Annotated in this window: 9 protein-coding genes; all 9 read left to right on the plus strand. The window is 70.7% G+C overall.

Features of this window, described 5'->3' with window-relative positions:
* The first annotated feature begins 55 nt into the window (after positions 1–55).
* The 9 genes from ahcY to secA all read left to right on the plus strand — a co-directional run bounded on the left by ahcY (position 56) and on the right by secA (position 12,297).
* The gene (ahcY, locus tag ACVW2K_RS10205) at positions 56–1,483 is read left to right on the plus strand and encodes an adenosylhomocysteinase (RefSeq protein ID WP_457202424.1); all 1,428 of its coding nucleotides are present in this window, start codon (positions 56–58) and stop codon (positions 1,481–1,483) included.
* Between the two features lie 36 nt (positions 1,484–1,519).
* Positions 1,520–2,245, plus strand: a complete 726-nt coding sequence (mtrA, locus tag ACVW2K_RS10210; protein ID WP_051549113.1) for an MtrAB system response regulator MtrA — start codon at positions 1,520–1,522, stop codon at positions 2,243–2,245.
* Between the two features lie 9 nt (positions 2,246–2,254).
* Positions 2,255–3,886 carry an MtrAB system histidine kinase MtrB gene (gene mtrB / locus ACVW2K_RS10215; protein ID WP_457202425.1) on the plus strand — a complete coding sequence of 544 codons (1,632 nt, stop codon included), beginning with the start codon at positions 2,255–2,257 and terminating at the stop codon, positions 3,884–3,886.
* Entirely contained in the window at positions 3,883–5,631 is a 1,749-nt protein-coding gene (locus ACVW2K_RS10220) for an LpqB family beta-propeller domain-containing protein (protein ID WP_457202426.1), read from the plus strand. The genes mtrB and ACVW2K_RS10220 overlap by 4 nt, the downstream gene beginning before the upstream one ends.
* 57 nt (positions 5,632–5,688) lie before the next feature.
* Entirely contained in the window at positions 5,689–6,399 is a 711-nt protein-coding gene (locus tag ACVW2K_RS10225) for a ComF family protein (protein ID WP_457202427.1), read from the plus strand.
* 337 nt (positions 6,400–6,736) lie between these two features.
* Positions 6,737–7,357: a ribosome hibernation-promoting factor, HPF/YfiA family gene (gene hpf, locus ACVW2K_RS10230; protein WP_457202428.1), complete on the plus strand. Its 621-nt coding sequence runs from the start codon at positions 6,737–6,739 to the stop codon at positions 7,355–7,357.
* Positions 7,358–7,471: 114 nt separating this feature from the next.
* A complete protein-coding gene (locus ACVW2K_RS10235; protein ID WP_231496187.1) occupies positions 7,472–8,155 on the plus strand; it encodes a response regulator in 684 nt (227 codons plus the stop codon).
* Positions 8,156–8,237: 82 nt separating this feature from the next.
* Positions 8,238–9,446, plus strand: a complete 1,209-nt coding sequence (locus ACVW2K_RS10240) for a winged helix-turn-helix domain-containing protein (protein ID WP_457202429.1) — start codon at positions 8,238–8,240, stop codon at positions 9,444–9,446.
* A 37-nt stretch (positions 9,447–9,483) separates the two neighbouring features.
* Positions 9,484–12,297, plus strand: coding sequence for a preprotein translocase subunit SecA (secA, locus tag ACVW2K_RS10245; protein WP_028637172.1), 2,814 nt, complete (start codon positions 9,484–9,486; stop codon positions 12,295–12,297).
* Positions 12,298–12,463 lie beyond the last annotated feature (166 nt).

Here is a 12,463-nt window from a genome sequence, read left to right on the forward strand (position 1 = left end):
GTCGATCTAGTCTCGGATTCCAGGCAGCACCAGCCCCTCTGGACCAGGAGCAGACATGGACTTCAAGGTCGCCGACCTCACCCTGGCCGACTACGGCCGCACCGAGATCCAGCTCGCCGAGCACGAGATGCCCGGCCTGATGGCGATGCGCGAGAGGTACGGCGACGCGAAGCCGCTGGCGGGCGCGAAGATCGTGGGCTCGCTGCACATGACGATCCAGACCGCCGTCCTCATCGAGACGCTGGTCGCGCTCGGCGCCCAGGTGCGCTGGGCCTCCTGCAACATCTTCTCGACCCAGGACCACGCGGCCGCCGCGATCGTGGTCGGCCCCCACGGCACCGTCGAGGACCCCCAGGGCGTCCCGGTGTTCGCGTGGAAGGGCGAGTCGCTGGAGGAGTACTGGTGGTGCACCCGCCAGATCCTCGACTGGGGCGACGACCAGCCGAACATGATCCTCGACGACGGCGGCGACGCCACCATGCTCGTGCACCTCGGCGTCCAGGCCGAGAAGTCGGGCTCCGCACCGGACCCGGCCACCGCCACGAGCCACGAGCAGAAGGTCGTCTTCGAGGTGCTCAACGACCAGCTCGCGGCCAACGCGTCGTACTGGACCCCGAAGGCGAACTCCATCAAGGGCGTCACCGAGGAGACCACGACCGGTGTCCACCGTCTCTACGAGATGATGAAGGAGGGCTCGCTGCTCTTCCCGGCCATCAACGTCAACGACTCGGTCACCAAGTCGAAGTTCGACAACAAGTACGGCTGCCGCCACTCGCTGATCGACGGCATCAACCGCGCCACCGACGTCCTCATCGGCGGCAAGGTCGCGGTCGTGTGCGGCTACGGCGACGTCGGCAAGGGCTGCGCGGAGTCGCTGCGCGGCCAGGGCGCCCGCGTCATCGTCACCGAGATCGACCCGATCTGCGCGCTCCAGGCGGCCATGGACGGCTACCAGGTCTCGACCCTCGACGAGGTGCTCCCGACCGCGGACATCATCATCACCGCGACCGGCAACAAGGACGTCGTCACCGTCGACCAGATGACCCGGATGAAGCACCAGGCGATCGTCGGCAACATCGGCCACTTCGACAACGAGATCGACATGGCCGGCCTCGAGTCGTACGACGGCGTGGTCCGCAAGAACGTCAAGCCGCAGGTCGACGTCTGGACCTTCCCGGCCGGCAACTCGATCATCGTGCTCTCCGAGGGCCGGCTGATGAACCTCGGCAACGCGACCGGCCACCCGTCGTTCGTGATGTCGAACTCCTTCACCAACCAGGTCCTCGCGCAGGTGGAGATCTTCACCAAGCCCGAGGAGTACCCGGTCGGCGTCTACGTGCTCCCGAAGCACCTCGACGAGGAGGTCGCCCGCCTGCACCTCGACGCCCTCGGCGTGCGGCTCACGACCCTCACCGACGACCAGGCGAAGTACCTCGGCGTCGACGTCGCGGGGCCGTACAAGCCGGAGCAGTACCGCTACTGACCGGTTCCACGCCCCCGGGCTGGCACTATTGACGACATGAGCGAGTCCGTCGGCGCCCCGTCGGGGCCACCCAGCGACCCGGGGACCAAGGGCCGCATCCTGGTGGTCGACGACGACGCGTCCCTGGCGGAGATGCTGACGATCGTGCTGCGCCAGGAGGGCTTCGACAGCCGGATGGTCACGCGCGGTGACCACGCGATCGAAGAGTTCCGCGACTACCGCCCGGATCTGGTCCTGCTCGACCTGATGCTGCCCGGCAAGGACGGCATCGACGTCTGCAAGGAGATCCGGGCCGAGTCCGGGGTCCCGATCGTGATGCTGACCGCGAAGGGCGACACCGTCGACGTGGTCGTCGGGCTCGAGTCCGGCGCCGACGACTACGTCGTGAAGCCGTTCAAGCCCAAGGAGCTCGTGGCCCGGATCCGGGCCCGGATCCGCCGGTTCGACGCGCCGACGCCGGAGACGCTCACCATCGGCGACCTCACCATCGACGTGGCCGGCCACGGGGTCACGCGGAACGGCGCCGCCATCAGCCTGACGCCCCTCGAGTTCGACCTGCTCGTCTGCCTGGCCCGCAAGCCCTGGCAGGTCTTCACCCGCGAGGTGCTGCTCGAGCAGGTGTGGGGCTACCGGCACGCCGCCGACACGCGGCTGGTGAACGTGCACGTGCAGCGGCTGCGCTCCAAGGTGGAGCACGACCCGGAGAACCCGGAGATCGTCGTGACGGTCCGGGGCGTGGGATACAAGGCCGGGACGTCGTAGGCCGAGCCGATGCTGCACCTTCGATCCCCGGTCGGCTCGCGCAGGCTCCCGCAGGCCCTCCGACGGGGACTGACCTTCTGGCGCCGCTCCATCCAGGCGCGCGTCGTGGCCAGCACCGTGGTGCTGAGCGCCGTGGTGATCAGCGTGGTCGGCTGGTTCCTGCTCCAGCAGACCCGGGAGGGCCTGCTCGACCACCGGGTCGACGCGGTCGTCGCGGAGGCGAACGACGAGACCGCCGGTGCGCGTGACCTGCTCGAGGCGTCGCGGCAGACCGGCAACGACGCCGTGCAGCAGCAGCAGGGACTGGCCGGCATCCTGATCCAGCGCGGCGAGACCCGCGGCTTCTCGGTCGTGCTGGTCGGCCCGGCGCTGCCGGGCAGCCGGATCTCCGACGGTGGCGCGAACTTCACGCCCGGCCTGGACACCTCGAGCGTGCCGGTGTCACTGGAGCGGCACTTCGACGAGGACGCGTCGAGCACGGCGTGGACGTACACGACCATCCACAGCACCGAGGACGGCGTCACCACCGAGAAGCCCGGCATCGTGGTCGGCTCCCAGGTGCAGCTCCCCGCCGACGCCGAGACCTACACGCTCTACTACCTCTTCCCGCTCGACGAGCAGGAGGAGACGCTGGCACTGGTCACCCGGGCCCTGCTGGCCGCGGCCACGCTGCTGCTCGTGCTGGTCGCGGGCATGACCTGGCTGGTGACCCGGCAGGTGGTGACGCCGATCCGGATGGCCCGCCGGGTCGCCGAGCGGCTCGCGGCCGGCCAGCTCCAGGAGCGCCTCAAGGTGTCCGGCGAGGACGACCTCGCCCGTCTGGCCACCTCCTTCAACCAGATGGCCAGCAACCTGCAGCGCCAGATCCGCCAGCTCGAGGAGCTCAGCCGGGTGCAGCGCCGCTTCGTCTCCGACGTCTCCCACGAGCTGCGCACGCCGCTGACGACGGTGCGGATGGCCGGCGACGTCCTGCACGACGCCCGCGACGACTTCGATCCCGCCACCGCGCGCGCGGCGGAGCTCCTGCAGACCGAGCTCGACCGGTTCGAGACGCTGCTCGCGGACCTGCTCGAGATCAGCCGCTTCGACGCGGGCGCCGCCGTGCTCGAGCTGGACGACGTGAACCTGGTCGACGTCGCCCATCGCATCGTCGATGCCACCCGACCCCTCGCGCAGCAGCGCGGCGTGCAGGTGGTGGTGCAGGCACCCGACCACGCCTGCCTGGCCCAGGCCGACGTACGCCGGGTGGAGCGGATCGTCCGCAACCTCGTCACCAACGCGATCGACCACGCCGCCGCGGACGGCCCCGACGCGATCGTCGTGCACGTCGCGGGCGACGAGCACGCCGCGGCGATCGCGGTCCGCGACAACGGCGTCGGGCTGGCTCCCGGCGAGGCGTCGATGGTGTTCAACCGGTTCTGGCGCGCCGACCCGGCGCGCGCCCGCACCAGCGGCGGCACCGGGCTCGGCCTCTCGATCGCGCTCGAGGACACCCACCTCCACGGTGGCTGGCTCCAGGCATGGGGCCGGCCGGGGGAGGGGGCGCAGTTCCGCCTCACGCTCCCGCGCCGGGTCGGCGGTGTGCTGCGGCACAGCCCGCTGCCGCTCGTCCCGACCGACATCGCGGAGCCGGTCTCGTGAGGCGCCCGCTCGCCGCGTTGCTCGTGCTCGTGACCAGTCTCGCGCTGGTCGGCTGCGTCGGCATGCCGAACGACGGTCCGGTCGTGACGACGCGGGCCCAGGGTGACCCGGTCTCCGCGCAGGGTGCGGCGTTCATCGACCCGCTGCCGCCGCAGCCGGGCTGGTCGCGCACCGAGGTCGCGCGGGGCTTCGTCAACGCGATGCAGAAGTGGCCGTTGGACCTGGCGACCGCCAAGGAGTACCTGACGACCGACGCGGCCGCGGCCTGGAACCCGCAGCACCAGACCATCACGTACGGCGCGCCGCCGACGCCTCGCGACGTCGGTGGTGAGGTCACCGTGCGGCTCACCACTGCGAACCACCTGGACGCCCGGGGTGCCTGGCAGGGGGCGCTCCCGCCGCGGCAGCGCACGGTCACGCTGTCGATGGTGCGCGCCGACGGCGAGTGGCGCATCGACGACGCGCCGAACGCCCTGATCGTGCCCGAGAACTGGTTCGCCGACCGCTACCGGCCGGTCTCGCTCTACTTCTTCGACCCGACCGCCTCGATCCTCGAGCCCGAGCCGGTCTTCGTGCCGACCGGCGACCAGCTGGCCACCAGCCTGACCGAGGCGTTGCTGATGGGGCCGGGGTCCGGCCTGCAGCGGGTCGCCCAGACCTTCATCCCGCGCGGTCTGGACGTGGCCGTCGGCGTGACGGTCTCAGACGAAGGCGTCGCCGACGTGCTCCTCACCGGTGACGCCGGGCAGCTGTCGGCGAACACCGTCGACCTGATGATGGCGCAGTTCGCCTGGACCCTGCGCCAGGAGCCGAAGGTGAAGAGCATCCGCCTCTCGGTGGGTGGCGCTCCCGTGCCGTTGCCCGGCGGGGTGAGCTCCTACCGGGTCGACGGTGGCGCCGAGTACGACCCGGCCGGCTTCCAGTCGAGCCCGCTGCTCTACGGCCTCAGTCGTGCGGGACGGCTCGTGTCCGGCACCCCGGCCGCGCTGGGCCGGGTGGACGGACCGTTCGGGAACCGGTCCTACGACCTCCGGTCGGTCGGCGTCGACCTCGGGGCGAACCGTTCGGCCGGCGTGACCGAGGGCGGTACGACGGTGCTCGCCGCGCCCCTGGCGGACGCCGGCGCGGGCAAGGTGCGCACGGTCGCCACCGGGACCGACTTCCTGCGCCCGGCCTGGGACTTCTCCGACCGGATGTGGCTGGTGGACCGCACCGCGCGCGGCGCCCGCGTCTTCCACGTCGACCCCGGCGCGGCCGGCGCCGTCCCGTTGCGGATCCCGGGCCTCACCGGCGAGCGGGTGCGGATGTTCCTCGTCTCGCGCGACAGCACCCGCCTCGTCGCGGTGGTGCGTCGCGCGGGCCGGGACGTGCTGATGATGAGCCGGATCGAGCACAACGGGGCGGGCGACGTGCTCGGGGCCCTGCCGGCCCAGCCGATCACGGTCGGAGACGACGTGAGCCTGCCGGTCCGCGACATCTCCTGGCGCACCAGCGCCAGCCTGGCGGTGCTCAACCCGCTCACGCCGACCCGATCCGAGGTCGCGCCCGCCTCCGTCGACGGCGCGCCGATCGGACCCGACGCCACCGCCACCGACGTCGAGGGCCGGGTGCTCGGCCTGGCAGGCTCACCGGTGGGCGACGAGCCGATCTACGGCACCACCCGCCGCGGGCTGGTCGTCGTCAGCGCGGACCCCCACTCGATCACGTTCGACGACCCGATCCGGGCCATCGTCTACGTCGGCTGATCCACAGGGCGGTCCCGGGCGGTTGAACCGGGGCTCCCGGGGTGCTGGCATCGGCGGGTGCTGCTCGACGTCCTCGACGGGGCCCTCGACCTCCTGCTCGGCGGCCACTGCGTCGGCTGCGAGCGGCCCGGGCGGGTGCTCTGCGCCCGCTGTGCCGCCGCGCTGCCGACGACCGGTCGCCCGGCGTGGCCGACGCCGACCCCGGCCGGCCTGGCGCCCCCGTGGGCGGCGGACGAGTACACCGGGACCGTCCGTGCGATGGTCCTCGCGCACAAGGAGCACCGGGTCCTGGCCCTCGCCCGGCCGCTCGCGCGGCTGCTGGCCACGGCCGTCGAGACGGCCGGGCTCGACGGCCCGATCGTGCTCGTGCCGGTCCCGTCGCGACCGGCGGTCGTGCGGGCGCGCGGTCACGACCCGACCCGGTCCGTGACCGCGCGGGCGGCCCGGCTCCTGCACGCCCCCGCCGTACCCCTGCTGCGCACGCGGGCGGGCCTGGTCGACCAGGCCGGCCTGGACGCCGGGCAGCGCGCGGCCAACCTCGCGGGCTCGCTGCACGTCCCGTCGGCCGGGCTGCGCCGCCTGGCCCGCACCCGCCCGCGAGCCCGGCTGATCGTGTGCGACGACGTGATCACCAGTGGTGCCACCGCGCGGGAGGCGCAGCGCGCGCTGGAGTCCGTCGGGCTGTCGGTGGGCGCGATCGCAGCTGTCGCGGCCACCCGGAGGATCTCGGCGGGACCCGCCCTTTCGCCCGCCCCGGCGAGCGACTAACGTCTTTGTATGGAGTCCGTCCGGGTCCGTGGTTGCGTCGTCGAGGGATCTGGGCAAGCCCCGGTCCCGCGTCGGCAAGCCGATGCCAGTCGCAGGCGAAACGGTCCACGTAACCGCGCTCTGAGCGCGGGATCACGGTGCGGCTTAGTGGTAAGTCCTGCCCCGTCCACGCCGTCAGATGCGGCGTCGTCCGGGAGAAGGCCAGTAGTGGCAGAGAAGCCGCGGAAGCCTCAGCAGGCGATTGTGGGGTCGAAGACCAGGTCGGCCGGACGGACTCCTCTGCCTGCCCTGAGCAGCAGCTGAACACGCGAGACCAACCGTGCAACTGGAGGTTCACATGGAAGTTGTGGTCACCGGACGTCACTGCGAGCTGTCGGACAGGTTCCGCGGCCATGTGGAGGACAAGCTGACGAGGCTGGAGAAGCACGACCATCGGATCATCCGCGTGAACGTGGAGGTCGAGTGCGAGAAGAACCCCCGTCAGGCCGACCGCGCCGTACGCCTCGAGCTGACCGCGCTCTCCAAGGGACCGGTGATCCGTGCCGAGGCGTGTGCCGCCGACAAGATGGCGGCGCTCGACCTCGCGGTGGACAAGATGGCGGAGCAGATGCGCCGAGCCGCCGACCGGCGCCGGGTGCACCGGGGCCGCCGCACGCCCGTCTCGGTGGGCCAGGCCCTCGCCCCCACGGCGGACGAGGTCGTCGACGAGGCGGAGCCGGTGACGACCGAGCGCCAGGTCGGGCCGATCGACGTCACCGGGGACGGACCGCTCGTGGTGCGCGAGAAGACCCACGCCGCAGCGCCGATGACGCTCGACCAGGCGTTGTACGAGATGGAGCTCGTCGGCCACGACTTCTACCTGTTCGTGGACAAGGAGAACGAGCGCCCGTCGGTCGTCTACCGGCGGCGCGGCTACGACTACGGCGTGATCTCGCTGGACCTCGGCGACGCCGACTGACCGCACTCCGCGCTCGACCTCGCTGGTGGGATGGCCCCTTCGGGCCATCCCACCGGTGTTTTCCACCACCCGCGCAGCACCCTTTGGCGGCCCGATCGTGTCATGATGCCTCTCGTGGCCGACCAGACGACCGACGCCGAGCGAGAGCCCATCCGGGTCCTCGTCGTCGACGACCAGGAGCTGTTCCGGCGCGGCCTGACGATGCTGCTGGCGATCGAGCCCGGCATCGAGGTCGTCGGGGAGGCCGGCGACGGGATCGAGGGGACGTCCCTCGCGTCCAGCGCGGCGCCGGACGTCGTGCTCCTCGACATCCGGATGCCGAAGCGCTCGGGCATCGAGGCCTGCCTGGCCATCAAGGACGCCGTCCCGACCACCAAGATCATCATGCTGACCGTCTCCGACGAGGAGGCCGACCTCTACGAGGCCGTGAAGAGCGGGGCGTCCGGCTACCTGCTCAAGGACTCCTCGATCGAGGAGGTCGCGCAGGCCGTCCGGGTGGTGGCCGACGGCCAGTCGCTGATCAGCCCGTCGATGGCCGTCAAGCTGATCGACGAGTTCAAGCAGATGTCGCGCCCCGAGCGCGACCACGTGCCCGGCCTGCGGCTCACCGACCGTGAGCTCGAGGTGCTCCGGCTGGTCGCCAAGGGCATGAACAACCGCGAGATCGCCAAAGAGCTCTACATCAGCGAGAACACGGTCAAGAACCACGTGCGCAACATCCTCGAGAAGCTCCAGCTCCACTCCCGCATGGAGGCCGTCATGTACGCCGTCCGCGAGAAGCTGCTCGAGCTGCCCTAGGGGGCGGGAGCAGGGTTGCACGGGGTCGCCCCCTGGTCTCCCTGACAGCACGGGTGTCGGCGACTCGTGGTTGAGTTCGGCCGTGCTTGATCGCCTCTCGAACGCCCAGGCGCGCCGGGTCGCGCTCGCCGCCCAGGGCTTCCTCGACCCGCGGCACACGGTGCCGACCATGCGCACGTTCCAGCGGACCCTCGAGCGCACCGGCGTCCTGCAGGTGGACTCCGTCAACGTGCTGCAGCGCGCCCACTACATGCCGCTGTACTCGCGGATGGGGCCGTACGACGTGGACATGCTGCGCCGCGCCGCGGAGCGGCGGCCGCGCCGGATCGTCGAGTACTGGGCGCACGTGCAGGCGTACATGCCGGTCGAGCTGTGGCCGGTCATGCAGCACCGGATGGCGTCGTACCGCGAGCGCAAGGGCAAGTGGTGGCGCGACGTCGACGAGGTGCTCGCCGCCCGGGTGCTCGCCGAGGTGGCCGCCCGGGGCGCGACCACCGCTCGCGACCTCGACGACGGCACCCCCCGGGACAAGGGCAACTGGGGCTGGAACTGGTCCGGGACGCGGAAGGCGCTCGACTACCTCTACATGACCGGCGACGTCGCCATCGCCGGCCGCAACGGGCAGTTCGAGATCCGCTACGACCTCCCCGAGCGGGTGATCCCGGCCGACGTCCTCGCGCAGCCCACCCCGAGCCTCGCCGACGCCAACCGGGAGCTGGTGCGCCGGGCGGCCCGGTCGCACGGTGTCGCGACCGTCCAGGACCTGCGCGACTACTACCGGATGTCGGTGGCGGACACCGCGGCCGCCGTCGCGGAGCTCGTGGAGGAGGGCGAGCTGGTGCCGGTGACGGTCGACGGCTGGAAGCGCCCCGCCTACCTGCACGCGGACGCCCGCCTGCCGCGGCGGATCGACGCCCGCGCCCTGCTCAGCCCGTTCGACCCGGTCGTCTGGGAGCGGGCGCGCACCGAGGCGTTGTTCGACTTCCACTACCGGATCGAGATCTACGTGCCGGCGGAGAAGCGCGTGCACGGCTACTACGTGCTCCCGTTCCTGCTCCGCGACGCCATCGTCGCGCGGGTCGACCTCAAGGCCGACCGGCAGTTCGACGGCGGCGCCGGGCGGCTGGTCGTCAAGGCGGCGTACGCCGAGACCGGTGCCCCCGAGGACACCGCCGAGGAGCTCGGGGCCGAGCTGCGCCAGCTCGCGGGCTGGCTCGGTCTCGCCTCGGTCACGGTCGAGCCGCGGGGCGGCCTGGCGCCGCGGTTAGGGGAGGCTTCCGCCGCTCGGTAGAGTGGCGGCGCCAACCACTTCAGGGAGTCCGACTCACGTGCCTGCCATTCTCGACAGAATCCTCCGCATCGGCGAGGGCAAGATCCTGCGCCAGCTCGAGGCCATCGCACAGGCGGTCAACGCCATCGAGGACGACTTCGTCGCGATGAGCGACGCCGAGCTCCAGGCGATGACCGCGGAGTTCAAGGAGCGTCTCGCGAACGGCGAGTCCCTCGACGACATCATGCCGGAGGCCTTCGCCACCGTCCGCGAGGCCGCCCGCCGGGTGATCGGCCAGCGCCACTTCGACGTCCAGGTGATGGGTGGTGCCGCCCTGCACCTCGGCAACATCGCCGAGATGAAGACCGGTGAGGGCAAGACGCTGGTGTCCACGATGCCGGCGTACCTCAACGCCCTCGAGGGCAAGGGCGTCCACGTGGTCACGGTCAACGACTACTTGGCCAAGTTCCAGTCCGAGATGATGGGCCGGATCCACCACTTCCTGGGGCTGACGGTCGGCGTGATCCTGCCCGAGATGCGCCCCGATGAGCGGCGCGTCGCCTACGGCTGCGACATCACCTACGGGACCAACAACGAGCTCGGCTTCGACTACCTGCGCGACAACATGGCCGGCTCCATCGAGGAGTGCGTCCAGCGCGGCCACAGCTTCGCGATCGTGGACGAGGTCGACTCGATCCTGATCGACGAGGCGCGGACCCCGCTCATCATCAGCGGCCCGACCCAGGACGAGGTCAAGTGGTACGACGAGTTCGCGCGGATCTCGCGGACCCTGGTCCGTGACGAGGACTACGAGGTCGACGAGAAGAAGCGGACGATCTCCGTCCTCGAGCCCGGCATCACCAAGGTGGAGGACCACCTCGGCATCGAGAACCTCTACGACTCGGTGAACACCCCGCTGATCTCGTTCATGCACAACTCCATCAAGGCCAAGGAGCTTTTCCACAACGACAAGGAGTACGTCGTCATCGACGGCGAGGTCCTGATCGTGGACGAGCACACCGGCCGGATGCTGGCCGGGCGCCGCTACAACGACGGCCTGCACCAGGCGATCGAGGCCAAGGAGGGCGTGGAGGTCCGCGAGGAGTACCAGACCCTCGCCACGATCACGCTCCAGAACTACTTCCGCATGTACGACAAGCTCTCGGGCATGACCGGTACGGCCATGACCGAGGCCTCGGAGTTCGACAAGATCTACGAGCTCGGCGTGGTCCCGATCCCGACCAACAAGCCGATGGCCCGCATGGACCAGCCCGACCTCGTCTACCGGACCGAGGAGGCGAAGTACGAAGCGGTCGTCGAGGACATCGCCGAGCGGCACGAGAAGGGCCAGCCGGTGCTGGTCGGCACCGTGTCCGTCGAGAAGTCCGAGCACCTCTCCGGCAAGCTGAAGAAGCGCGGCATCCCGCACACGGTCCTCAACGCCAAGGTGCACGCCGACGAGGCGAAGATCGTCGCGATGGCCGGCCACCGGGGCGCGGTCACGGTCGCCACGAACATGGCCGGTCGAGGCACCGACATCATGCTCGGTGGCTCGGTGGAGTTCCTCGCCGACCTCGAGCTGCGCAAGCGCGGCCTCGAGCCGGCCGGTGAGACCGCCGAGGAGTACGAGGCCGAGTGGCCCGCCGCGGTCGAGCGGCTCAAGGCGCAGGTCGCGAACGAGCACGACGAGGTCCGCGAGTTCGGCGGCCTGTACGTGGTCGGCACCGAGCGGCACGAGTCGCGCCGCATCGACAACCAGCTCCGTGGTCGTTCCGGCCGCCAGGGTGACCCGGGCGAGTCCCGGTTCTACCTGTCGCTTCAGGACGAGCTGATGCGACTGTTCAAGTCCGACTGGGTCGACCGGGTGCTCCAGGTCCTCAAGATCCCGGACGACGTCCCGATCGAGAACAAGCGGGTCACCAGCGCGATCGCCAACGCCCAGGGCCAGGTCGAGTCGCAGAACTTCGAGTCCCGCAAGAACGTCCTCAAGTACGACGACGTGATGGACCGCCAGCGCAAGGTGATCTACGCCGAGCGCCGGGAGGTCCTCGAGGGCAAGGACCTCCAGGACCAGATCCACGGGTTCATCGCGGACACGGTGGCGTCGTACGTCACCGCGGCCACCGAGGAGTTCCCCGAGCAGTGGGACCTCGACGCGCTCTGGACCGCACTGGGCCAGATCTACCCCGTGGGTCACGACTGGCGCGTGCTCGAGAAGGAGGCCGGCGGTCGTGCGAACCTCGACCGCGGCGAGCTGATCGAGCTGCTCCAGCAGGACGCGCTGGAGGCCTACGCCCGCCGTGAGGCCGAGATCGGCGATACGGTGATGCGCGAGCTGGAGCGTCGCGTCGTCCTCTCGGTGCTCGACCGCAAGTGGCGCGAGCACCTCTACGAGATGGACTACCTGCGCGAGGGCATCTACCTGCGGGCGTACTCGCAGCGCGACCCGCTGGTCGAGTACCAGCGCGAGGGCTTCGACATGTTCGCCTCCATGATGGAAGGCATCAAGGAGGAGTCGGTCGGCTTCCTGTTCAACCTCGACGTCCAGGTCGAGGCGGAGGAGGAAGAGGTCGAGGAGGAGGTCGAGGTCCTCGAGCCGATGCGGCAGCCGGTGCCGTCCGGCGACCAGCCGCGCGACGGTGTGCAGATCAAGGCCAAGGGCCTCTCGCGGCCGGCGGCTCCTCAGAACCTCTCCTACTCCGCGCCCAGCGAGGACGGCGAGGCCGAGGTCCGGGGTGGCGTCTCCACGGAGGACGACGAGTTCGCCGGCGTCGGTCGCAACGACAAGTGCCCCTGCGGCTCCGGCAAGAAGTTCAAGCAGTGCCACGGCCGCCCCGGCGGACCGACCGGCCTGACGGCGCGCGTGTCGTAGCCGTTCGTTGATCGAGTAGCGAGCGCCAGCGAGCGTATCGAGATCCCGTCGTCAGCGATGTCGACCGGGTCTCGATACGCGCCGTCGCGACCTCCTTCGTCGGTCGCGGGCGCTACTCGGCCTGCGTGAGCGACGCGGCGGCGGGCTCTGCCGGCGCCGCTGCTCA

It is taken from the genome of Nocardioides sp. HB32, assembly GCF_054058995.1.